This window comes from Lascolabacillus massiliensis, from assembly GCF_001282625.1.
GTDB classification, from domain to species: domain Bacteria; phylum Bacteroidota; class Bacteroidia; order Bacteroidales; family Dysgonomonadaceae; genus Proteiniphilum; species Proteiniphilum massiliensis.
In genome coordinates, this window is record NZ_CTEJ01000001.1 from 726,123 (window position 1) to 751,720 (window position 25,598).

At 34.7% G+C, this 25,598-nt stretch carries 20 protein-coding genes; 9 read left to right on the forward strand and 11 right to left on the reverse strand.

Annotation, left to right across the window (positions count from 1 at the left end):
- Window positions 1-14 precede the first annotated feature (14 nt).
- The 8 genes from BN1354_RS02900 (at window position 15) to BN1354_RS02935 (ending at window position 9,751) form a co-directional block, all read left to right on the forward strand.
- Complete coding sequence (locus BN1354_RS02900) at window positions 15-695, forward strand: lanthionine synthetase LanC family protein (protein ID WP_053826194.1); 681 nt, start codon at window positions 15-17, stop codon at window positions 693-695.
- Complete coding sequence (locus BN1354_RS02905; RefSeq protein WP_053826195.1) at window positions 692-1,915, forward strand: glycosyltransferase; 1,224 nt, start codon at window positions 692-694, stop codon at window positions 1,913-1,915. The genes BN1354_RS02900 and BN1354_RS02905 overlap by 4 nt, the downstream gene beginning before the upstream one ends.
- A gap of 97 nt (window positions 1,916-2,012) precedes the next feature.
- Window positions 2,013-2,285 carry a TIGR04149 family rSAM-modified RiPP gene (locus BN1354_RS02910; RefSeq protein ID WP_053826196.1) on the forward strand — a complete coding sequence of 91 codons (273 nt, stop codon included), beginning with the start codon at window positions 2,013-2,015 and terminating at the stop codon, window positions 2,283-2,285.
- A gap of 129 nt (window positions 2,286-2,414) precedes the next feature.
- The gene (locus tag BN1354_RS02915) at window positions 2,415-5,069 is read left to right on the forward strand and encodes a TonB-dependent receptor plug domain-containing protein (protein ID WP_053826197.1); all 2,655 of its coding nucleotides are present in this window, start codon (window positions 2,415-2,417) and stop codon (window positions 5,067-5,069) included.
- Between the two features lie 20 nt (window positions 5,070-5,089).
- On the forward strand, window positions 5,090-5,761 hold the full coding sequence (locus BN1354_RS02920; RefSeq protein WP_082331523.1) for a glycosyltransferase family 25 protein: 672 nt from the start codon (window positions 5,090-5,092) through the stop codon (window positions 5,759-5,761).
- 201 nt (window positions 5,762-5,962) lie between these two features.
- Window positions 5,963-6,571: an outer membrane beta-barrel protein gene (locus BN1354_RS02925; protein WP_053826198.1), complete on the forward strand. Its 609-nt coding sequence runs from the start codon at window positions 5,963-5,965 to the stop codon at window positions 6,569-6,571.
- Window positions 6,568-7,452: a DUF4249 family protein gene (locus tag BN1354_RS02930; RefSeq protein WP_053826199.1), complete on the forward strand. Its 885-nt coding sequence runs from the start codon at window positions 6,568-6,570 to the stop codon at window positions 7,450-7,452. The genes BN1354_RS02925 and BN1354_RS02930 overlap by 4 nt, the downstream gene beginning before the upstream one ends.
- Window positions 7,430-9,751 carry a TonB-dependent receptor gene (locus BN1354_RS02935; RefSeq protein WP_053826200.1) on the forward strand — a complete coding sequence of 774 codons (2,322 nt, stop codon included), beginning with the start codon at window positions 7,430-7,432 and terminating at the stop codon, window positions 9,749-9,751. The genes BN1354_RS02930 and BN1354_RS02935 overlap by 23 nt, the downstream gene beginning before the upstream one ends.
- A gap of 333 nt (window positions 9,752-10,084) precedes the next feature.
- Here BN1354_RS02935 and BN1354_RS02940 read toward each other — a convergent pair whose 3' ends face one another.
- Window positions 10,085-10,558 (reverse strand): alpha/beta fold hydrolase, encoded by a 474-nt coding sequence (locus tag BN1354_RS02940; protein WP_052673165.1) that lies wholly within the window; start codon window positions 10,556-10,558, stop codon window positions 10,085-10,087.
- A gap of 265 nt (window positions 10,559-10,823) precedes the next feature.
- Entirely contained in the window at window positions 10,824-13,136 is a 2,313-nt protein-coding gene (locus tag BN1354_RS02945; RefSeq protein ID WP_053826201.1) for an outer membrane beta-barrel protein, read from the reverse strand.
- Between the two features lie 108 nt (window positions 13,137-13,244).
- On the opposite strand from BN1354_RS02945, the gene corA reads away from it, so the two are divergent.
- A complete protein-coding gene (gene corA / locus BN1354_RS02950; protein ID WP_045089785.1) occupies window positions 13,245-14,303 on the forward strand; it encodes a magnesium/cobalt transporter CorA in 1,059 nt (352 codons plus the stop codon).
- Window positions 14,304-14,360: 57 nt separating this feature from the next.
- On the opposite strand, the gene BN1354_RS02955 is transcribed toward corA, so the two are convergent.
- From BN1354_RS02955 to BN1354_RS02995, 9 genes are all read right to left on the reverse strand, one after another.
- Window positions 14,361-15,062 carry a DUF4919 domain-containing protein gene (locus BN1354_RS02955; protein ID WP_053826202.1) on the reverse strand — a complete coding sequence of 234 codons (702 nt, stop codon included), beginning with the start codon at window positions 15,060-15,062 and terminating at the stop codon, window positions 14,361-14,363.
- Between the two features lie 123 nt (window positions 15,063-15,185).
- On the reverse strand, window positions 15,186-16,067 hold the full coding sequence (gene fabD / locus BN1354_RS02960) for an ACP S-malonyltransferase (RefSeq protein ID WP_053826203.1): 882 nt from the start codon (window positions 16,065-16,067) through the stop codon (window positions 15,186-15,188).
- 33 nt (window positions 16,068-16,100) lie between these two features.
- The gene (locus tag BN1354_RS02965; protein ID WP_045089783.1) at window positions 16,101-17,756 is read right to left on the reverse strand and encodes an AMP-binding protein; all 1,656 of its coding nucleotides are present in this window, start codon (window positions 17,754-17,756) and stop codon (window positions 16,101-16,103) included.
- Window positions 17,757-17,780: 24 nt separating this feature from the next.
- Complete coding sequence (locus tag BN1354_RS02970; RefSeq protein ID WP_045089782.1) at window positions 17,781-18,341, reverse strand: helix-turn-helix domain-containing protein; 561 nt, start codon at window positions 18,339-18,341, stop codon at window positions 17,781-17,783.
- A gap of 58 nt (window positions 18,342-18,399) precedes the next feature.
- Complete coding sequence (gene zupT, locus BN1354_RS11965; RefSeq protein ID WP_045089781.1) at window positions 18,400-19,194, reverse strand: zinc transporter ZupT; 795 nt, start codon at window positions 19,192-19,194, stop codon at window positions 18,400-18,402.
- A gap of 3 nt (window positions 19,195-19,197) precedes the next feature.
- Complete coding sequence (locus tag BN1354_RS11970; protein ID WP_045089780.1) at window positions 19,198-19,974, reverse strand: inositol monophosphatase family protein; 777 nt, start codon at window positions 19,972-19,974, stop codon at window positions 19,198-19,200.
- A gap of 22 nt (window positions 19,975-19,996) precedes the next feature.
- Complete coding sequence (locus BN1354_RS02985) at window positions 19,997-22,540, reverse strand: S9 family peptidase (protein WP_053826205.1); 2,544 nt, start codon at window positions 22,538-22,540, stop codon at window positions 19,997-19,999.
- Window positions 22,541-22,559: 19 nt separating this feature from the next.
- Window positions 22,560-23,396 carry a 4-(cytidine 5'-diphospho)-2-C-methyl-D-erythritol kinase gene (gene ispE / locus BN1354_RS02990; RefSeq protein ID WP_053826206.1) on the reverse strand — a complete coding sequence of 279 codons (837 nt, stop codon included), beginning with the start codon at window positions 23,394-23,396 and terminating at the stop codon, window positions 22,560-22,562.
- A gap of 36 nt (window positions 23,397-23,432) precedes the next feature.
- Window positions 23,433-25,583 (reverse strand): DUF5686 family protein, encoded by a 2,151-nt coding sequence (locus BN1354_RS02995; RefSeq protein WP_053826207.1) that lies wholly within the window; start codon window positions 25,581-25,583, stop codon window positions 23,433-23,435.
- Between the last annotated feature and the right edge of the window lie 15 nt (window positions 25,584-25,598).

Below are 25,598 nucleotides of genomic sequence, written 5' to 3' on the forward strand. Positions count from 1 at the left end.
ATAAAAGTATAAGAATGATAGATAATTGTTTGATAGAAACTGCGAATCATTTAGCTATAAATGGTTGCTTTTGGAGAAATTTAGGTTTGTGTAATGGGAAAATTGGTATTGCGATTTTTTTATTTCATTATTCTCGATATTCTACAGAGGATTCTTACAAGTATATTGCAGAAAATTTAATTGATGATGTATATAATGAAATGCATGATATGTTGACAATTGACTTGGAAGATGGTTATTGTGGTATTGGTTGGGGATTACAGCATTTGTATAATTATAAATTTATATGTGGAGATATCAATCAAATTTTACTTGAAATTGATGAAAAAATAATGGAGCGAGATGTAGTTAGGATAAAAGATAAAGGAATATTAAATGGCCTCGGAGGGATTTTACATTATGTACTAATTAGATTGTCTAATAATATCAATAATAATATTTTTGATGCTGATTATCTTTTAAGACTATCATTAAGTTCTGAAAAAATTATTGATTTAAAGTCAGAATCTGAGATTATTACTTTAGCTCAAAGCTATTTATCTTATTATAAATCAAATAAACTGAATTATTATGATAAAGATCTGATAAACTTGCTAAGTGATTCAAGAATATATAAAAATGATGAGTTCAAAGAGTTAAATTGGTTAGGCAGAAATAATAAAATAATGAAAAACACTAAACTAGTAATACTATGAGAAGTATTTTTATTTTTAATGAATCGTTTGGTGCAAATAATTATGGGATAGGTAGATATATTTCTCAATTAAAAAAAATATCTACCTATAGTAATCTAAAAATAGTAATGATTCAGTTTTCTTCATACGAAACAGATTTAAAAGTAGAAGAAGAAGAAGAATCTATAGTATACCACATTCCCTTAAGCGCTTATCAAGATTCTTCTAGAAAAGAAAAATACTATTTAAATACTTTGACATTATTAGATTCAATGTGGACAATAAACTCGGATACTATTTTTCAATTTAATTATTTTGAACATTCAACTATTATAGAATGGGTTAAAGAAAAGTATCCATATAATAAAATAATTTTTACAGTACATTTTATGAACTGGATGTTCCCAATAAAAGGTAACACCTCTTATTTTAAGAATATTATAAATTCAGAGCCTTCAAGTCTGAAAAATGACATTGAAAAAAAAATATTTGAGTCATTTAAAAAAGAAGTTAAGATACTAAATATGGTTGATAAAGTTATTTGTCTTTCGCAATACTCACTTAAATTATTAATTGAGGACTATAAGGTGCCTTCATCTTCTATACGTTTAGTAGTTAATGGATTGACAGATGAATATGAGATGTTGTCGAAAAAATATAAAAGACTTTTAAGGAAAAAATATTATTATAATTCTTCAGATAAAATCATATTATATGTTGGAAGGATTGATATAAATAAAGGAGTTAAAGAATTGATAACTTCATTTGAGAGAGTTTTAAAATTTGCTCCAAATAGTAAGTTAGTGATTATTGGAAAAAGTTATTGTGATGTATTAGATAACTTGTTTATTCAATATGGTTCAAGAATATTTTTTACCGGTTATCTTAACAGGGCTATAATTAAAGAGCTTTACCAAATCTCTGATATTGGAGTTCTACCTTCATTTGTGGAACAGTGCAGCTATGTCGGTATCGAAATGATGATGTTTGGATTGCCTATTGTTGGAACAACAGGAACCGGATTATCTGAAATGATAGATAATGGTGTTAATGGATATAAAGTTAGATTAAATGAAGTAGATGCTTCAGTAAGTTTAAATACGCAAGATCTTGCTGATAATATAGTCTCTGCTATAGACAATAGCTCTTTTTTGTCTAAAAATAGTAGAGACTATTATGAAGCAAAATATCAAATCTTTAGTATGATTGATAAAATGAATAGTATAATTTTAGATCTATAAGTATTAAATATAGATAAATACTAATTTTGATGATAAGTGTGTATCCATCAATTTTAGTTTAATTTATAAATTACACACGTATTTAAATCTTGTTAAAATGAAAAAGTTAGAAAAATTGAAACTAAACGATTTTAGGAAAATTCTAAATGAAAATGAAATGAAAAAAGTAGTTGGTGGTGCTGGATTAAATTATGGATATGTAGGAGATGATCCAAATTGCACTGCAGATTACGGAATGGGTCAATGTCAGGGGTTTTGCTCACCTATTGAGATTTATGAAGGAGGTACAGTATATATTTATCAGCGAGAGTGTATTCCATTGACCTATGCTGATGGACGATTAGTAGGTTGTACTTGTGCAGTAGTTTGAAATGTTTTCTGATAATTTAAAGTCTTCGAATTATGAAACTTTCAAAAGTGCGATTTTATATTTGCACCTAAAACTAGAAAGTTTCATAATTCGACTGTTTTAGACAAAAAATTAAATATATATTATACAATGAGAATCATCAACCTTATAAATATCTGTATAGCTTTACTGCTTATCTCTACAGGCGCTTTGTCACAAACTGTCTCTGCTGACTCAATAAGCAGTTACTTCTACACACAGAGCTATATTTTTCCTCAAGAAAAAATATATGCGCACATCGACAGATCTGACTATCTTATAAATGATACCATCTGGTTCAGGGCATATTTAGTAAATGCACAAAACCATATTCCGGATCCGGAGAGCAACTTTGTTTATGCAGAGCTGATTAATCCTGCTGGTGAAGTTGCAAAACGTGTGAAGGTGAAAAAACAGGACAACGTGTTTGCAGGGTATATGCATCTTAATGAAGATCTGCCATCAGGAAATTATCAGCTCAGGTTTTATACTTCATACATGACAAACTTAAGTGAGAGCTATTTCTTTAAAAGAAATATCCGCATAGGTAATTATATGTCTGTTAAGTATGGCATCGAACCTGAGTTTCTGATAGGAGAGAATAGAGATGACATAAGCGTCAGATTAAGATTCTTTGATAAGGAATCATCCAATACATTAATTCCCCAAGAGTTTTATCTGTACGTTAATGAAGAGAACAGGAACAGTATAAAAATGGGTGATGATGAAACAGTAAGCTTTCGCCTTAGACCTGAAGAGATTCATAAGAAGAGCATACTGGTTGAGTATCTTATAAACGGACAAATACAAAAAGAGTTTATCGAGATTAAGGACAATAAGTCTGACTACAATATATCTTTCTTTCCTGAAGGGGGTAACCTGTTATTTGGTACAACCAATAAGATAGCTTTTAAGGCTCTTAACAGTGAGGGACTGGGTGAGGATATAACAGGTATTATTGTAAATGCATCGGGTGATACATTAAATACATTCCGCTCAACTCATCTTGGCATGGGTATCATTACCATGAATATCAGCAGCATGGAGCCTCTTTATGCTGTTTGCAGCAATTCTGATGGGTTGGAGAAAAGAGTTCAGTTGCCTGCAGTAGAAGATGGGAAACCATCACTCAGAGCAGACTGGAGAAATAATAACCTGCTGATTTCGGTAAATAAGCCTGAGGGCTATATCATGCCTGAAAAGCAATACCTGCTTCTGCATTGCAGAGGCGAGGTTATTTATAGCGAGCCGTGGGAAAGTGAAAGAGCGATTGTCGGTCTCCCCGGCAATAATCTGCCCTCAGGTGTATTGCATATAATGCTTTTGGATGAAGAGCTTAATCCGGTTAGTGAAAGACTGGTATTTAATATTAATGAGCTTGATGTAACAACAACCGAGATTATGACAGACAAGAGCAGTTTTGGTCCCAGAGAGCGTGTGGGTGTAACCGTAACTGCAAGTGATGCATCTGGTCTGCCGCTAAGTGGCAGTTTCTCCGTTTCAGTTACTGATAATGAGATTGTAACATACGATCATTCGGTAAATATTCTTTCTACTCTGCTTTTAACCTCAGACCTTCAGGGGTATATCGAGTCGCCAGCCGACTATTTCACTTCAAGGGTTGAGAATCAGCGTAATCTGGATATCCTGATGATGACGCAGGGTTGGAGGCGATATGATGTAAGAAAGATTCTAAAACGTGAGTATGAGTTCCCCACTCATGGCATGGAGGTTAATCAGGAAATTGCGGGTATCGTATACAGAGGGGTTGGAAGGAGTAGGGGTGCAGAGGATTATCCTGTTACCCTTTTTGCAATGGATCATGCCCAGACGGCAGAAACACTGACAGATGCTAACGGCAGATTTGTTTTCAGGAATCTCTCATTTCCTGACAGCACTCGTTTTATTGTTCAGGGTAATACCCCCAAGGGAGGTGCGGGAGTTAAGATAGAAGTTGCAGATATGCAGGCACCTGAGAGCAGCTTTATCCCTTTTGGCAGATTAAATGAATCAAAAGAATTAACAGAACCTGAGCAGGATTTTTTTAGATCAATAAACCAGAGGAGCAATCTTGTGGCAGGGATGCGTCATTATCAGCTTCAGGAAGTTGTTGTAACTGCCCGAAAGAAGCAGACAGAGAGTAAATCCACACACTGGGCAAGAAGTGAGTTCTCAAAGAAAGTGACAGCTAAAGAAATTGATGTGTTGCGTCCGTCAAGTATGCTTGAACTGTTTATGTTGACTCCCGGTTTGGGGATAAGGGGTGATCAGGTTTATATTTCAAGGTATTTTGACAACAGTTCTACGAGTGTGCCTGTACCTCTTATAATTGTAGATGGAGTGGAAACTTTATCTCAGCATCTTAACAGTATAATGCCTCAAAATGTAAGTTCTATTGAGGTGATGCATGAACCATTGTCTTTTGTACTTGGACCTAAAGGAAAGGGAGGTGCAATTTTAATTACTACGAAAGGTATAGATGAAATGTATATCCCTGTTGAGACAGAGAATATTTCATTTATCACTCCGTTAGGGTATCAGGTAACCAGGGAGTTTTACTCACCTGCTTATGATACCCCGGCAAAGGTTGAAAGTGGAATTCCAGATGAACGTATAACCATATACTGGAACCCAAATGTTGAATTAGACAACCAAGGCAAAGGTTATTTTGAATTTTATACCTCTGATTCTGATAAAGGGCAGACGATTGTTGTTGAGGGAATGACTGAGGATGGGAAAATATTGAAGCGAAACATGATAAATTGAAAAGTAATAAAAAGAATTTTATGAAAAAAGAAAGCACCATGGAATATTATATTCCTACATATATTATAAACCTGAAGGAGCGAGCTGAACGCAAAGAGCATATAGTAAGTGAATTTGAAGGAAAACCTGAATTTGGAGTTACTTTTGTTGATGCATGTACTCATTCAATTGGTGCTGTAGGACTGTGGAATAGTATAGTTAAAGTTATTGAGTTTGCAGTTGAACAAGAGAACGATGTCATTCTGATTTGTGAAGATGATCATTATTTTACTGAAAATTACTCTCAAGAATATCTTTTTGAGAATATAGTTTATGCTCATGAGCAGGGTGCTGACATACTCTCAGGAGGTATTGGCGGATTTGGATATGCAGTACCGGTTGCAAAAAACAGATACTGGGTTGATTGGTTTTGGTGTACACAGTTTATCGTGGTTTACAAAAAGTTCTTTCAAAAAATTCTTGATTACGAATTTAAAGATACAGATACAGCTGATGGGGTTATATCGATGTTGTCAAATAATTTAATGACTCTTTATCCTTTTATTTCTAAGCAAAAAGAATTTGGGTATTCTGATATAACACAAGGAAATAAAGATAATCCAAATTTAATAACTCAGCTTTTCGAACGAACTGATGCTTATCTATCGGCAATTCATAAAGTTTCAGGTTTTTATAACTACCCAAACATTTAATTAATCAATTGGATACCTTTATTATAATGGATACCTTTACATCAAATTTAAATTACAGAAATCATGAAAAGAATACAAATTGTAATTAGTTTAAACGGAATAAAGTCCCTACTTTTGGAGTAGACAATAACATTTACTGATTCCATTAGAAAATTAAAACGTTAACACGTTAATTATTAATACAAAAAACCACTATTTAATATGAACAAATACAAATTTATTATATCAGCATTTCTTTTTACTCTTGCCTGTCATGCCCTTAACGCTCAATCACACGGAATAATTGTTGGGACAACTTACGGAGATTTCAAAACAAAAATTGCTTCAATGTCCGACATAAAATTTAATAAGCAATACTCTTTCAACTTTTTAGTAGGGTATGGATATAACCACTCATTTAATAATAGATTAGAGTTGGGGTCATCTCTCATTTATAGCCAGCAAAAAGCAGTGAAAACCTCCGGATATGGAGTTGTAGGTGATGACCCATCGGTGAATAATTATAATTTTAAAACTCACTACCTTGCACTTGAAGAAGTGATAAAGTATCGTATAACTGATCATATTAAGGTTGGAGTGGGTGCAGCGCCTACATGGCATATGAAGATGACATTATGGGATGATAACGAAGTTTCACCTATAATCGACATCCCACTACTTTTGCAAACGGAGGTGGAAACAAAATATGCTGACATAAGATTGTCGTATAAATTAGGGACTTTTAATCTTCTGAAAAACAGCATTATTGACTCAGCGCACCATAGTGTGATCAGCCTGTCTCTCTTTATACCATTTGGAGTTGTTAAATGAAAAGTTGTATTTATATTCTTGTCTTATTAATCTCTATTTTGATAACATCATGTGAATATGATTATCAACCTGATATTAAGTATAACCAGTATCAAGGCATAGTTATTATAAATTCATATCTATCCCCGAAAAATGATTTAAAGATTGAATTATACCGTATACTGCCAGTCAAAAACAGATTTGAATACACTGGCTTGAAAGGTGCGTTTTTGACTTTATATGAAGATAATGACATTATTTACGAGGGGGATTGTGACTCTATACTAATCATAGACCATAAACCAAAGGAGGGTATGACGTACAGAGTTAAAGTGGATTATGACTCCGTGGCTTATGCTGCATCGACAACTGTTCCTCACAAGGTTACAAGTGATGTGACACGAGAGAATGGCATGTATATTATTACGTCTCTTTTCTCAGAAATCCCATCACCCGTTTGGATCACCGCTTCTCTGGTTTTTACGAAAGATTCGGTGATTCAGTTTCAGGAGTTATATTCCAAGAGTAGTTTACTGGATGAGATCAATAAAGAGACAGTCAGCTATGTCATTTCACCAGACCTGGGAAACATCTATTATAACGGATTTATCCGGGTGAATAAGGTTAATATACACAATGTGGATACAATAGTATTCAGACCATTGTTAAACAGATCACTAATACTTAAGGATGTTCAATGCATACGTATTTCTGTTTTAAGTGGGAGTATAGACTACGACCAATATAACCGCAGTTCGTATCAATTCTTTTCAGGAAATTTGGGAAATGAATTTTCTGCCTTTTTTTATCAGCCAAAAACGATCTATAGCAATATAGTTAACGGACATGGAATATTCGCCGGATACACAGAACGTTATTATGATTTTCCAATTACACAATAAACCGTTGAACATCTTACTTTTTCTTTGCTCATTTACGCTACTTCATGCGCAAGAGGACTATTACTTCTCGGGGTATGTAAAAAATTTGGTTTCGAAAGATGTCATCTCGGATGCAGTTATCAAAATAGGAGAAGTGTATGTAGTATCTAATGATAAAGGTTTTTTTTCCGGTTTACTTAAAGAAGGCTCAAACCGAATTGAAATCACTTGTTTGGGATATACTCCTATCGACACAACTATAATAGGTCGTAACAACATATTTATTGAATTTGAGCTAGTCCCGACATCTTATTTATTAGAAGAGGTGGTAGTAACAAATAAGAAACAGTCTCTAATTCATAGGGGGCTCGGTAATTTTGTTATTGATGTTTCACAACTCAGAAAGACTCCACTCTTTCTTGGTGAGAGGGATATTGTGAAGTCAATGCAACTTCTGCCGGGTATATCATCGGGCATGGAAGGGTCCTCACAATTAAACATAAGAGGCGGGACCAACGACCAGACGTTATTTCTTATAGATAATGTGCCGGTATACTTGCAAAACCATGCTTTTGGTTTGTTCTCCATCTTTAATAGCGATATAATCAGACAAGCTGAAGTCTATAAATCAGGAATACCAGCTATTCATGGAAACCATCTCTCCGGAGGGGCTTCCATAAGATTAAAAAACGGTAACATGACAGAGCATTCAGGGTCTCTGTCAATTAGTCCTCTGGCAGGATCTATCTCAGCTAACGGTCCAATTGTCAAGAATAAGTTATCGTATCTGTTCTCTGTTAGAAAGTCGTTCTTAGATCTTGTTTTTGATGGTATATCTTATATAAAGGGAGAGGTGCAAACAGGTGCACCCTTAATAAACTTTTATGATGTTAACGCAAAAATTACCTTACGGGTAAATAGTCAAAATAGACTTTCGATGATTTATTATACAGGGTTAGATTATTTTTATAATCACTCCAAGGTTCAGAATAGGGAAGAAGAAAATGAATTCGTATATACTTTTAAGGATAAATTGGGATGGAAGAATAATCTTTTCTCTCTTCAGTCAGAATCTATTGTAGGAAAAAATATATTATTGAACAACTCATTTTACATAACCTCACTGGGTAATATGGATATCCAACATTTTAAAATGGAAGATCCAAACATAACCGGAAATATAAAAAATGGGGTGTTATCTGATTTAATAAATATTGGTGGCAAATCTGACTTTGAGATCACTACAAATCGGCATTTAACCTTTAAAACCGGGATACATGGGGCTTACCAATTATTTAAACCAAATTATATTCTAAAGGAAAGAGATGGTGTGACAAATTATTTTAATATAAATAAATTGTCGCTTCAATCATACTCTATGTATTTGACAGCTATTTATTTATACGATAAGTGGAAAATAAGTGCAGGCTTGAGGTCGTCGATTTACAAAACCCATAACTTTCATTTTGCGCTTGAACCACGTTTGAAAATAGAAAATAACTTCAGAGATGGTGAAATGATAATGCTTTCTTATGACAGAACAACTCAGCCAACTATATCAGTTAACGAAATGAATTATAATAGCCTGTTCGACTTTTGGATTCCCTTTAAAGATAAGTTACCTATAGCAAACCAACTATCCTTGGGGTATAAAAAACTGTTCTACGAACATAATTTATCAGTTTCTTTAGAAGCTTTCTCGAAGAAATTTAAAAATCTGGTGCTAATTGAAAATATTGATGCCTACTTAGAAAATATTGAAAGCTTTAACCTTGGTACCGGAAGTGCTAAAGGAGTAGAGTTAATGATCGACTATACACCAGCTAATTGGAGTTTTATGGCTGCATATTCACTGAGTAAGACTACTAGAACTTTTAATAATAAAACATACCCGTTTAAATATGACACGCCACATGCCTTATCATTATCTATAAACTATGATTTACTTTCAACGGAGCGCAGGAAAAATTCTTTATCAACAAATATTCAAATTAAAAGCGGATTGCCCTACTTCGTTCCCACTATAAAATATCCAAATATGGGTCTACCTTCTGATCCGAGCGGTTATCCATATTTCGATTCAGAAGATTTATATTATGTGCCATTTGAGCCTAATACACGTTTAAACAATTATTTCCGTTGGGATGTGAATTTTACAATGGAAAAGAAAACCAAGAAGGGAATTAGAACGTGGCAGTTTTCTATACTGAATATGACAGCTCATAAAAACCCATATTCAATCTACCTGACAGAAGATGGATACAAAGCATTCCAACTGATTCCGATACTGCCATCTATATCTTTTACTTATGAAAAATAAGTGATGTGTTTACTAATTTTACCGTTAGATTAATTAGTTAAGAATGGATAGAGAATATAAATTTTTGATAGCACTTGTTCCAAATAAAGTCTCTATATTTGACAAAACAACTAAATGTTTTAAAATGAATATTATGAAACACAATATACCTTTTATTTCTTAATATTATTATTTAAATAAATGTTGAATAATGAAAACATATACCACACTGTTTCTCATCCTGTTTTGCTGTCTGATTAATTCTTTTGAGATAAAACGACAGAATTCTAATTTCAAAATTGAGGGTACTATAAATGTCGATTCAGGTAAAATATATCTAAACTTTAACTCAGATTACATACCGAGTGAAACAAACTTATCCTGATTAAAACGTTGCTGCAGATATTTAGTAATTTGTTGTGTATCTTCAACCATTTGATCAACTGTCATTGTTGCAGGGTCGATGGATTTGCTGAAACTCATACCTGCACCACGTTGATCCCAATAACACATTGTAAAGTACTTCTCCAAACGCTCTGATTTTTCAAAAGGAATTATTATTGGCAACTCGGGACTACCGGGTCCACCGTGCAGGAACAGGATAACCGGATTCTCGGGATTTTCAGAACGAATAAAAAATCCCTGCTGCATACCACCAATCTCAGTAAAGTTTTTCTCAGATAGTGAGCCTATTATCTCTTTTTCTTCTATATCTCTTAATGGTTCTAACACGCCCGGACTGTTTAACGCTAAAGCAATCAAACCGATTAATAAAAATGTTATGATTGACAATAATGTGATTCCAGTAATTTTAATTGCTTTTTTCATACTGAGTAATCAATTAATATGTTAGGAATAATTATTTAAAAATATATTTCAGACGAGTTGATGATATATTTTCAAAAAGCTTTTGCACGTCAAGTTTATCACCGTTAAGCCAAATATATTCTGTATTATTAGAAATTAATTCCGCAAATATTCGAATAATTTCGGAATTGAATGCTTAAAAGTATGAATTAAAAGAAAAAACGGGGGCTTTTTTCAAGCTCCCATTTTTAAACTTTTGAAATTAAGAAGAGTTCCTTTATTTTTTTTACAACCTGTTGAATTCGTTCTGTCCAGCTCCTGTACCTTTATATCTGCTGCCATTAGTGTTGAACTTGTATCTTACTGTTATTTCGAACTCGCGCGTGTCCCATATGTTATCCTGAGAAATGTGAAGTTTATTATTATAAGCAGTGATTCCGGTTTTCTCTCCATGGAATATGTCGTGTCCTTTTAGAGTAACTGATAGCTTATCATTCAGGAATGATTTTGTTACTCCAAGATTAACTACATATTTATCTTTAGTTAGTTCCACATTCTGAGTTGATCCTATTCCCTGATAATTGGCATCAAGAGTTACTAAAAATCCTTTTGGAAGTGTGAATGAGTTGTTCAGTGAGGCGATCATCATTGGTTTATTCAAATTCACGTTTATGTCGTTGCTTGTAACTGAAAACCATTGTTTTATCAACCCTACACTTGCAATTGGAGACCAAATGCCAAACTTAGGAGATGCAGTTATGAATGCTGTCATGCTGGGAAGTTTATCAATATTTTTGTTAGACAAAATTGCTACAGCCGGATTATCTGCATGTTGTTCAGCCCATTGTATTATAGCATCTTTTTCCTGTTTGTAGCTTAGCATAAACTGAAGGAATCTCCAAGAAGTCATTAATGATGCATCACGAACAGTTGAAGGTCTAAGAAATGGATTTCCTCTCTGTAATGTAAAACGATTACCATATAATGTGTTGCTTCCAAGTTGCCAATATGAAGGGCGAACTGTTTTTACATTATAACTGAGTTGCATCTGTACATCTCCAAAAGCATTTGAATATGAGAAATTGGGAAACCAACTGTTATATTTTCTGCTCTGATCATCTATTTTTATATCTCCGTTAAAGTAATCGAAATTAACATCTTCATACCTTATGCCAGCGCTAAGCTTCCCTATTGGAGTATTTCTTGAATATTCTGCAAAGAAACTATTGTTTTGGTCGTGAATTGAAGTGTTGGAAGAAGGTATGACATCTATATCTGTCATATAATCATCATTCCTGTGTGTACGGGTATATTCATTTCCTGCTGAGAAATTTCCTCCAAACAGGGGGTAAGATAAAACCAGTCTTGTAGCAAATAATCGATTCTCAATCCTATTAGAAGATTTGACTATACGGTCATCAAATTCCTGACTACTTTCAGTGATATTTATTTCACTAAACTGACTACTTCTATAGAAGTCGCTGTTGAAGTCGATTTTCAGATTACCAATTGTACCATTGTAATATGCGTTTAATCGATGTTTTGGCTCACTGTCACTTTTCACATTATTTACACTAACCCATCTGTCGAAGAATTCATTATTTGCATAAACATCACTTTTAGTGATTATTGATTCTTCGTTTCTTCCCGGAGACAGAGACATTGTATGTTTAACTCCTACATAATGATTGGGATTGATCTCATAGTTTATACCCCCTATAATAGTCAAAGGATCTGCAATACCTTCCACATCCAGGCTGTTTGTCTGAGTCCAGAGTGTATCAACAAATGCTTTCTGGGTTAAAACACTGTTTTGAACATAATTATATCTTTCATATTTAGCTGTAGCAAAAATATCCAACCCTTTGTAACGATAGTTCATATTAAGCTGTTCTCTTAAATCTGTATGCTTATTTATAAGACTGGTTGATCTTACATCGAAACTAAATCCATCGCCAACTTTTTTAATTGTATGAATGCGAATAATTGCTTTTACAGAAGCATCATAGCCGGCACCGGGATTGTGAATTATTTCTACTTCTCTTATATCTGAAGAGGCTATCAAATCAAGTTCCGAAGGATCGCGCAACTCCCTGTTGTTGACATAAATCTTTGCCTTGCCCTTTCCAAATATTGAGAAATCCCCATCATCACCGGTAATTGCAGGAAGTCTTTTAAGAACATCATTTGCTGTTCCGGCTTTACTTAAAACAGTGTTCTCTACTGTTGCAACAACTGCATCATCCCGTAGTCTGATTCTTGGAATATCACCATTTACAACAACCTCATTGAGCATTGTAGCATCCGATTTAAGTATTATCTCATGTTCAGGTTGTGCAAGCAAAGTTTGTGTTTCATAACCAATGAAGGAGACTCTTAAAAGTTTATTAGAACTGCTTGTTTCTTCTAATAAAAAATAACCGGTTTCATCTGTAGTGGTTCCGGCAATCAAGGTAGAGTCGGGAAGAGAGTAGACAGCTACATTAGCAAATTCAATTGGATTACTCTCTGAGTCAGAAACAACACCTTTAATCTGTGCAAAAAGTGGTGATATTAAACCACATAAAACTAATGAAAATAGAATTTTTTGAGTAGTCATAATTTTTTTATTTAATTCGAAAATATGACTGTGGCTATTTTCTTTTGGTTACAAAAAAATAGTATATTGCATTAATATTTTTTGTTGTTGTTTTGTAAATACATAATTATGAACAGAATACCATTGAAGCGCCAGGAAGATATTGGTTTATCACCATATGAATTGAAATTTAGAGGTCAGCATCGATCTCAAGAAGTACAGATGACTCTATTCAATATTGATGCTGAAGAAGTAATGGAAAAAGAAGTTCATTCGGTTGATGAACTAGAGAAATATCATGATAAACATATCTGGATGAATATTGATGGTTTGCATAATGAAATGCTAATGAGTGATCTGGCAAAAAGATTACAAATCCCATCAGAGATTTTGTCAGATGTTATGGAGCCAGGAACTCGACCACAGATAGAAGAATTTGACAATGGGCTTTTCTTATCAATTAAAATGATGCAGTTTGATGAATCATTAAATCAAGTTTCTATAGACAATTTTAGTATTATTTTGATAGATAATTGGATTATTACCTTCCAGGAAGAACCTAATTGTCTTTTTAATCCAGTTAAGGAACGACTTATAAAGCATGCTAATAGATTCAGGGAACTTGGGACTGACTATCTTGCATTCTCCCTATTGGATGTAGTGATTGATAATTATATTTTTATTTTAGGTGTGCTCGGTGAAAAGATTGAAGATGAGGATAATAAGATGGTGCTAAATCCAAATAGGGAAACCCTTAAAATTTTAAACCTTTTCAAACGTCAGCTCAGTGATCTTGGACGTTATATTAAACCTGCAAAGGAAATGATTTCTATTCTTGTAAGAATGGAAAGCGATGTTATTGCTAAGAGAAATTATAAACACTTTAAGGAGCTACATGATAATATAAACCAGGCTGTAGAACTGCTTGACTATTATCATGGGGTTTTGTATGATGGGTTGAATCTGTATCACTCTTCTATGAGTACCAGACTGAATGATATTATGGCGCTGTTGACAATTTTTTCAGTTGTGTTCATACCTCTTTCATTTATCGTTGGTGTGTATGGCATGAATTTTGAAAACATGCCTGAACTGCATATGCCAAATGGCTACTTTATTATTTGGGGAGTTATGATACTAATTGCTGCCACTATGCTATTGTATTTTAAATGGAAGAAATGGTTCTGAAAAAAACCCGCTAATTGTTTAATTAAGCGGGCTTTATATTTTTTATATAGTATGTAATTACATTTTTCCTCCTCCGTGTGAACTTATATAATCAATCACAGGAGAAATATTAAAGTAGACACGATCTACCCCAAAACGATTCTGACCTAGGGTGAGATAATTTACTTTTTTACCTCTGATTATTTTGTCTTCTCCACCGTAAGTGTATCCAAGAAAAGGAAGAATATCATATTCATGCGCTACCTTAATTACATAAAAAGGTGTGTCGTCTGACATACCGTCCCCTGTACTAACAATAGCATCCTGAACAATTTTACGCTGTTGTGCCACTTTTTTATACTCTTCTGTATCGTTTTGCTGAGCAAGGACCAATAGCTTGGCATTCAAAGCTCTCAGATTAAATGGGTCTTCAAGAAGAAGTGCACTGGAGTATTGAATAATATCGTTATAGTCTGCAGGTGTGAAAACTCCTTTGGCTAGAGTTTTGGCAAGCAGATTGTTGTACGAAGAGGTATCTGTTGGTTCATATCCTTGCTGGAATACATAACCGAAATATAGATGCCTCCCTTCATTAAGTGTTAGTTTAGGATCTCCGGCCAAATACCTTTTCATCAGATTGGGATAATAGAGTGATGAGGTAGGTTCCTTTGTGTTGCGTTCTATCTGTCTGAAATCAGGAGCATCAAAAAAATCTTCCTGAGCTTGTGCTGAAAGAATTATGCAAGATAAAATTGCGAGAATGAATACTGATTTTTTCATTATAAATATTTTTTAGTTGCAATCGTTTAAACAAATGTATTTTCTAATATTCTTTTTAACAAATAAACGTTGCTAACAAAGCTTAAATGCCAGACTAATAACCATAACAGGAAAATAGTAGATTTACTGTTTTCCTGAAACTGTTACACTTTTGTCAATTTTTGAAATAAGACCCTGAAGTACACTACCAGGCCCCAATTCTACAAAATCAGTTGCACCATCAGCAATCATGTTTTGTACAGATTGAGTCCATTTTACAGGAGAAGTTAGCTGTGCAATAAGATTTTTCTTGATTACCTCCGGATCAGATTCTCCAACTGTTGTTACATTTTGATAAACAAGACATATTGGTTTGGAGAAGCTAGTTGATTCTATAGCTTCTGAAAGTTCTACTCGTGCCGATTCCATTAATGGTGAGTGGAACGCTCCACCCACTTTAAGAGGCAATGCTCTTTTTGCACCTGCTTCTTTCATAAGTTCACATGCTCTCTCTATTCCATTCATAGTACCTGAGATAACTATTTGTCCCGGGCAATTATAGTTTGCCGGTACTACTACATCATCAATAGACTTACATATCTCCTCAACTTTTTCATCAGGAAGGGTCAGAATAGCAGCCATAGTTGAGGGATTGGCTTCACAAGCTTTCTGCATGGCAAGTGCTCGTGCATAAACTAGTTTTAATCCATCTTCAAATGAAAGGGCTCCTGCAGCTACGAGAGCTGAAAATTCTCCAAGAGAATGACCTGCAGTCATATCAGGTTTGAATTCATCACCCAGGGTTTTAGCCAGAATAACTGAGTGAAGAAATATAGCTGGCTGTGTGACTTTAGTCTGTTTCAGGTCCTCATCAGTACCTGAAAACATCAATTCAGTTATATTGAATCCTAATATTTCATTTGCATTGTCGAACATCTCTTTAGCAAGTGGAGATGATTCATATAAATCTTTGCCCATTCCAACGAACTGAGCTCCCTGGCCTGGAAATACATATGCTTTTTTCATAAATTTGTTTTCTGTTTGAATTAATTAATTTATTTATTTATCCTTGCTTCTTATCTCCACTCTTCTGATTTTACCGCTGATAGTTTTAGGAAGTTCATCAACAAACTCTACAACACGCGGATATTTATATGGAGCTGTAACATTCTTTACATGATCCTGAATCTCTTTGGCCAAATCTTCTCCAGCCATTGATTTATACTCAGAAGATAGTACAATAGTTGCTTTGATAACCTGCCCTCTGATTTCATCAGGAACACCTGTTATGGCACACTCCACTACAGCAGGGTGAGTCATAACTGCACTTTCTACTTCAAATGGTCCAATACGGTATCCGGAACTCTTGATAACATCATCAGTACGTCCCACGAACCAATAGAACCCATCTTCATCACGCCAGGCCATATCTCCGGTATGATATACATCATCTGCATAAACCTGATTTGTTAATTCCTCATCTTTGTAATAACCTTTGAAAAGTGATAATGGTCGATTATTCTCTGTATAAAATACTATTTCACCCTGTTCACCATCTTCGGCAGAGCGACCGTCGTGGGTGAGCAGATCCATCTTATAGAGGGGGTTTGGTACACCCATGGATCCCGGTTTTGGTTCTATCCATGGGAATGTTATTATAGTTGGAGCAGTTTCGGTCTGACCAAATGCCTCCATCATTTTAATTCCTGTCTGATCGTAAAATGTCTTGAATACAGATGGATTGAGTGCCTCACCTGCAGTTGTACAATATTCCAGTGCTGATAGATCATATTTGCTTAGATCTTCCCTTATAAGGAATCGATAAATAGTGGGAGGTGCACAAAATGATGTTACCTTATAAGTTGATATAATATTAAGCATATCCTCAGGGATGAAACGCCCGTCGAAATCGTAAACAAAAACACATGCACCTACAATCCACTGTCCATATAATTTACCCCATACAGCCTTAGCCCAGCCAGTGTCTGCGACTGTAAGGTGAATACTTTTCTCATTGAGATTGTGCCAGTATTTGGCAGTTGTGATGTGTCCCAATGGATATGTAAAGTCGTGTACCACCATTTTAGGCTGGCCTGTAGTACCCGATGTAAAATAAAGGATCATTATGTCTTCATTACTATTGACTTGATCGGGCCTGTTAAATGGTTTGGCTTCTTCAACACCTTTGTGGAAATCAACCCATCCCTCTGAATTTGATTTTCCTATCTTTACACGTTGTTTTACAGTTGGTGAATCTTTCATTGCCTGATTCACATGTTCAATAAGATTATCATCCTCTGTTGCAATAATTGCTTTAACTCCAGCTGCATTATTACGATATACGATATCTTTGTCAGTAAGCAGGTGTGTTGCCGGGATTGCAACTGCACCTATCTTATGTAGGGCAACAATTGTTTGCCAGAATTCGATACTACGTTTAAGTATTAGCATAACCATGTCACCTTTGCTAATGCCAAGAGACTGGAGAAATGATGCTGTTTTGTCTGAAAGGTCCTTAATTTCACCGAATGAGAGATCTTTGTGAACTCCTTTATCGTCCACCCAACATAGGGCTCGTTTATTGTAATCTTTTTTTGCCCATTCATCTACTACATCATATGCAAAATTGAAATTATCTGGAACATTAATATGGTAGTTCTCAATAAAATCTTTATGAGATGTAAACTCAGTTTTTTTTAAAAATTTTTCTATCATGATAACCTTATGAATAATATGTAGTTATGGATATAATATCACCGCGAGAAACTTTACTGGTTTGTCATTGAGTGCTTTCATTCCATGTGGTAGAGAAGAATCAAAATATATGCTGTCTCCTTTTCCCAGAATCAGGTTTTTCCCGTTGATATTTATCATCATACTACCTTCAAGCACCATATTAAACTCTTGTCCGGCATGTATGTTTTTATAAAAGTCAGTATCAGCAGACTTAGGTTCTACTGTAACTTCGAAAATTTCTGCAATGTTATTTGTGAACCCAGAAGTGAGCGATTGGTATTTATAGGCAGATACCCTTTCAACTGTCATTCCTTTATCTTTTCTTGTGATAAAATATGAGTTCATACGAGGTTCTGTACCAAACATCAAAGTAGATATATCTACACTAAACTCCCTTTCTATACGTTGCAGGAAAGAAACCGATATATCTTTTTCTCCCTCTTCGAATTGTAAATAATCATTTAGATCTACCTCAAGCTTTGCAGCCATCTCTTCAGGAGAATAATCCAATGCTTCACGCAAACCTTTGATTCTTTCGCCTATCTGTTTTAAGTCTGTTTTCATCACATTATGTGTTGAGTAAATATTTTAAAAAATCTAAAACAAAGATATCTTAATTCATTCAAATGAACAAATAGAGACTAATTGCCATTGCAGCCATACCTATAACCAAACCAATAATTGAATGATGATGCTTACCATATTTTTCCGCACTCGGCAGGAGTTCATCAAGTGAAATATAGACCATAATTCCTGAAACTGCTGATAGTACAAATGCATTCAATGTTGTACTCCAGAATGGAATCAGGAATAAAAATGCTATTACAGCTCCCAAAGGCTCTGCCAGGCCAGAAGCAAATGATAACCAAAAAGCCTTCTTTTTACTGCCTGTTGAGTGGTAAATGGGTACTGCTACGGCAATTCCTTCGGGAATATTGTGTATAGCTATTGCAGCTGTAATTGGTATTGCTATTTCAAGTGATGTTAGTGCTGACATGAAAGTTGCTATTCCTTCTGGGAAATTGTGAATTGCAATAGTAATAGCTGTAATAATACCTGTTTGCTTTAACCCATTTCTTTTCTTCATCTCCTCTACACCATGCATCTCGTGAGGATTGCTGGATTCTGGTATCAGGAAGTCGATAAGTGCAATCAATATAATTCCTCCGAAGAAACCAAGTATCAGATAAAGCATACCGGTTTTATCTCCAAAGCTTTCTGTCAGATATTGTAATGATTGAGGCAACATCTCCATAAAGGAAACATAAATCATTACACCTGCTGAGAGTCCCAAAGCAAAACTAAGAAAATTAGTATTTGTACGTTTAGCCATAAACGCTATAAGACTGCCGATTCCAGTTGACAGACCTGCAAATACCGTTAAAAGAAATGCTATTAGAATTGTTTGATTGTCCATATGTTATCTGTTGATAATATATTTCATAATCTCTTCGTGTATGAATCCATTTGTAGCTACCATTTCTCTGCCAAAGAGGTAGTTGTTACCACCTGAGAAATCGGTGCACTTGCCACCAGCACACTCCAGGATAAAAGCACCTGCTGCTACATCCCATGGTGAAAGTCCGGAATGGAAGTAGGTGTCGCTTTTTCCTGCTGCAACATAACAAATCTCTAAAGCAGCTGAACCTTTTATTCTAAAGCTTGTATTACGGAAATGATCAGCAGCGTTTCTAAGTATCTGTTCACCTCGTTCATCTAACTTATAAGGGATTCCGAAGCCGATGTATGCATTCTTCAATGTAGCGTGGCTACTAATATGCAGTTTGTTTCCATTTAAAAAAGCATTGTCTTTTGATGTTGCACTAAACATTTGATCTGCTAAAGGATCATAAACGACCCCAAGTACAATATTATTTTCATGCTTCAGTGCAATACTTACTGAGTAGGGAGTGTCTCCATGAACATAGTTAGTAGTACCATCAAGTGGATCAATAATCCATGTATACTCTTTGTCCATGAATTCAACAGTCTCTTCTTCAGCTAGAAAGCCACTTTCAGGAAGTATCTCCTGAAGTCGACCGATCAGCCTGTTTTCAGCTTCTTTATCTATATATGTTACGTAGTTTCGACTGCCTTTCAGTTCAATATCCCTTTTGTTGAATAGTTGCTGCTCTGTTTTAAGATAGTTACCTACATCACGTGCTATCTTCATTACTTTCTGACATAAATCTTCCATAAATCTCAGTTTCTAAATATTACTATTCCACAGGATACATTGAATCCCACCATCTTGAATCTTCTTTTAGCCATTTTGCAAACCATGCATATATAGCATTGTTCCATGCGATCCGTTTATCATAATCGTATATAGCATGGTTTTCTCCAATTACCTGAATAAATTCTACCGGTTTATTAAGTAGTTTCAATGCGTTATACATCTGTATACTTTCGCCAATTGGAACGTTTGTATCTGCTGTCCCATGTAGTAATAATAATGGAGTATTAATTTTATCTGCATAAAATAGAGGGCTCTGTTTAACATAGAGCTCAGGATTATTCCATGGGAAGCTGCCGGCACTTGCCCCGGCACTGTATGAGTATCCCCAGTATCCTTCACCCCAATAACTTGTGATATTGCTTATACCTGCATGTGAAACGGATGCCGTAAACAGATCGGTTTTTGTAATAAGGTACTGAGTCATAAACCCTCCATAAGAAGCTCCTATATTGCCAATTTTAGTGCTATCCACAAATGAGTGTGATGCAACAAACTTTTTTACTCCCTCGATTATCTCTTCTGCAGTCTGGTCTCCCCACGCATTTACGTGACGTGCAGAGAATTCTTGACCGTAACCTGTTGTTCCACTAGGCTGTAAAGTATAAACTACATAATCCTGAGCTGCATAAACATGTAGTGGATAGGTGCTTTCGAATATGCGTGAGGTGGGACTTGTTCCGGCATAGTAGTATACGATCAATGGATATTTTTTTGTAGGATCAAAGTTTGGGGGTAAATAATATCGACCTTCTATCTCATCACCGAATGAGGACTCGAAGTTCCAATCCTTTACCTCTCCCAAATTAAGACTGCTTAGTTTTTCCGCATATGGATCTGATAACAGTGTTGACTCCATATTTTTTAGATTTAACAGATAACTCCTGCTTGAGTTTGAAACGCTCACACCTGTGTATGTAGCCCAGGCTCCATTTTTTGCTAGATTGAAAGATTGGATTACATCTTCTTTAAGTGGGAGTTTTTCGAACTTTTTATTTCGATAAGAGTATCGATACATGTTTACTCTGTCACCCTCCTCAACTCTATAATAAATGAAATTATCCTGTGGGCTCCAAGTTTGTGCTGTTATAGTTGGATCGAAGTTTTTAGTTACTGGATCAACTTCTTTAGTTTTCAGATCCATTATAAATGACTGTGTATCATAGCTGTTGGCAATTTGATCGGGATTTATGTTAAGACCAATGCCTCCAAATGCTTCAGGAGCACCCTGAATAAGGATATATTTTCCATCAGGAGAGAATTGTGCCGAGTAAGCGTAAGTTTCATTTTGCCAGATTGTGTCAATAACCATTGTAACCATATCCAGCATGTAAAGTGAAGTCTTTTGGAATGGACGTTCAGAAAGATCTTCCTCTGTGGTTGAGAATAGTAGATATCTCGAATCCAGAGATATATCATTAAGGGATGCAGACTGCTTGCCAAAAGTGATTTGCTGAGTCAGTCCATTATCCGGGAAGTGTCTGTATAGGAATCTTCGGTCTCTGTAACTTGACTGTCTGTCATTTATACCAATGAGTCGTTTTAAACCAGCAGGGCTTGAAGCAGAGATAGTCTCTTTTGTGGAGAAGAAAAGGGATTTCTCATCAGGGGCAATATAAATACTCTCTTTTGGTAGCCCCTCTGCCAGAATATTAGTTTCTTTTGTAATTGGATTCAGTGTATATACATTCCTTTTATCATTTATATCATCAACATAGTATAAAATATCAGATTCAGGCATCCATCGTAAACTCTGTCTGTTTGCAATTTCTGAAATTATAGTCTGTTTTTGTTTTGTATCATATACCTCAATAAAATCAACGCTTTTTCCACCCGGCAGAGTTTCTCTCAGACCTATAAGTACAAATCTTCCACTTGGTGAAATTGATGTATTGCTGACTCTTTTACCCTCTAAAATATCTTTAATATTTATTCTTCTTTTATTTGTGTTACTAAAAGAGTAGTTTAAAAGTGAGTCTGCTTCTTCAGGCTTGAGTTCAATTTTTACTGCGGGATTTATTTTATTGTCAGCTGAAACAAACATTTTAATTATTACTCGGTGGTTGTTCGCAAATCCGTTCAGATAAGTGTCAACAGATCCTGAGTGGTGTAAACTATCATTTAATTGTGTTTTTGTTGCTCTTTTTACATCATCTACCCACAACTCCAAAGGATTAGGTGATGTTACAGTAAGCTTGCCTCTACCATATCTGTCCCCATTTACAAAAATAGAAAAAAGCTGAAAAGCATTTCCCTCTTCTGGTTTGTTTAAATGAAAAAATCCTGAACTATCAGGTGTAAGAATAGTAGTAAATCGAGTATGATCAGGAAAAGTAACTGAATATGATAACAGCATTTCGTCAGAAAATGGTGTGTTATTCAAATTCAGACTATCAAGGATTACTGGTTTGTGCAAAGGAATAGGTCCAAAGTTAAACAACTTCTCCGGCTTAAATAAGTTTTGCGAATGCAGATTAATAGTTAATAAAAACGCTGCTAATAAAAATAACAATTGCTTATTCTTCATATTTAATTTACTTTTCTCATTAATTTAGTTTGTCACACCATACAAAATAGTTCTTAAACATACCTTTTGAATCAGGTTTATTTTTGAAGATACCATACAAAGATGAACCAGATCCACTCATAGATGCATATAGAGCTCCCATTTCAAGTAATTGATTCTTAATATTACAAATTTCGGGATATTTTTTAAATATAGGTGTTTCGAAATCATTTATCATTAACTCGTTCCATTCAGCAAAAGGTCTCTGAATTATATCCTTTAAAGAATGCTCAGGTTGTTTGGGGACTATCATTGAGTATGCCTCTTTAGTATTAACTGATAAATCAGGCTTTACTAACATTAGATAATAGCCCTTTAGGTTAACATCAACAGCTTCGAATTGATCACCAACTCCTGTAGCCAATAGAGGTTTATTATGAAGAAAAAATGGGCAATCGGCTCCTATTTTAGAAGCTTTTATCATCAAATCGTCAATTGAGTAACCAAGTTCGAAAGATTCGTTCAATAGCTTTAACATAAAAGCTGCATCTGATGAACCTCCACCTAGTCCGGCACCTGATGGTATTCTTTTAAGAAGATGAATATCAATTGCCGGTATTTCTTTCTCTTGTGTGACTAGATTCAAAGCTTTGACTACCAGGTTGTTTTCTGCTAAGCCAGTAATTTTATCCCCGTAAGTAAATAGACGAAACTTATTTTGAGTATTTAATTCATCTGATTTGGAAGCTGAAGTAATTTCCAATCCTTCTTTTAGTTCGATTGGATAAAAAATTGTCTCCAGATTATGATAACCATCTTGTCTGCGAGATACGATTTGTAGTCCTAAATTTATTTTTGCGTTTGGGAAACAGATCATCAGAATATATTTTTTACAAAGATATTAATTTAAGGTTCAAAATTCAAACGCTGCTCGTACACCTATATGACGAAAATCGGTTTTGTGAAAAGAGCCGAATATACCTGCATTAAAATATCTATTACCAATTCCATAGCCTAACTCTGTATATGAAATAATTTGAGGAGTATACAACTGACTAATATAGATTCTTTCCTTATCTGCAAAATCAGATACAAAAGGGATATTCTTCAATATCAAGAATGGGGTTTCGTACATGAAGTGCGCCTGAATGTATGAGTCAGAGGCATTGTATAAATCTCTGCTTAACAGGTTGAAAACCCCTCCTAAACCATCATTCCAGTTTTCAGGGAAATTGTTTTTTGCGAAGTAAACAAAGTCTGCAAAGTATTCAGTTTTTTGGTTTATAAAACGACCTGCGCCCAAATGGTACTGAAATGAATGCATTAAACCAATTGGGATATTCTGACTAATATCAAACTCCACACGATTAAAAATTGAGGTGCTTCCTAATATGTCCTTGAAACTCCTGGATAACTCTGCTTTAAATGTTGGAAATGAGGATCTTACATATATTTTTTGTCTACCTTCATATCTGTAATACTGTCTTGGTGTCCAACTTACTCTTACAAATGGTGCAAATGATCTTTTTGTACCAAACATATCTTCTATTGGTTCAATCGCGCTATTTGTGGATCGGAGCAGAGTAGGAGTGTTTTTGCTTTTTCTGATATGATAATCAATACCTGTTTGAAGAAGAAGACCATTTGTCAACTCCATAGTATTAAATAGTTTAATGTAGTAATCTTTGTAGTAAAAAAGGGATATATCTTCAAAAGAAAGCCCCTTATTTTTAAGACTATCCTGTATCTGATCTACAAATAGTGAACTGTATGTAGGATTACCATTACCTAATGAAATTGATGCGCTACCTAAGCGAAAGGGGTTGTAGTTCCAAGTTGTTGTTAAATCAGTAAAAAACTCCTTTCTCCGAAACATATACCCGGCAAATGCATCAATTTTTACAGTACGGTTGTGACTTAAGTCAATATTGAATGATAATTTCTGACGATAGGTTAGACCATCCCTTGTAGAATATCCCAACATTAATGGATTAAAAAGTCCCGAATATCCCAACCTCACCGATTTATATTTGTAACTGGAGTTCATAACCATTCTTTGAGCCAGTTGTTGCGCAATTTTGGGATCTTCTAAATTATTACCATTTGCTTTGTCAGATTCTTTCTCTTTTAAACTCTGCAGGTAATTAAGTAAAACCTCTTTTTCTTGTGCTTGTAAAGGAATTGGTCTGTGGGTATTCCAAAAAGCAGTGTCACTTCTTACAGGAACTGAGTCGAGCCTTATCTTATAAAAATCACTGATATTCAAAGATCTTTCAGGCTCAGTAATACTTCTAAGCTCTATCTCATTATAATTTATATTTGCAAGGTGTCTTGATGCAAGTTTGTTCCCCAAATAAGATGTAGTTTGATATATTATCAGGTTAACTGGCAGATAATTGGTTATCCACTCGTTACCCATAGTCATTTCAAAGGAGAAGTCAGAAAAAATATCCACTCCCTCACCTCTGAAAAAAATCACTCTCCATGTACCTCTCTCAATTATAAAATAACCTTCTAATAGTTTAGTGTTTTCATAAATAGGGGTATAGTGTATATAATAGTATGTTTTGTTGTTCTCTGTGAAGGTTTTAGATAATTGATAGTTGTAATATTTAGCTGTACTAAATCGTAATGGCATGAAAAAACTCTCATCATTTGTTGTTTCACCGTATATGTTAATATTTATAAGTTTAAATGGAATTGACTCAATATCTTTTTTACTTGATATAGTTCCTGAAACGTGTTTAATATCCTGTACATAGTTATTTGGATAGTCGAATCTGTAGTTACTTATTGTTTCTATTAAAGCATTGTCGTTGTGAGGATCATGAATAACAAATTGTGGGATCAGATGAGTATATTTATATAGGAAATTTTTTTCTTTTGTTTCAACATATGAACGGGTATAGACTTCGGCGGAATAGCTTTCCACCAAGTCATTATATTTTTCTGCAGCATTCATCACTCTTATAAGTAATGTATCCAGAGGAAGAGACTCGGATGCAAAACAACTCAGTGAGATTAACAAAAAAAGTATAGTTTGTATTATCTTACCTCTATTCATACAAATACAAACTTA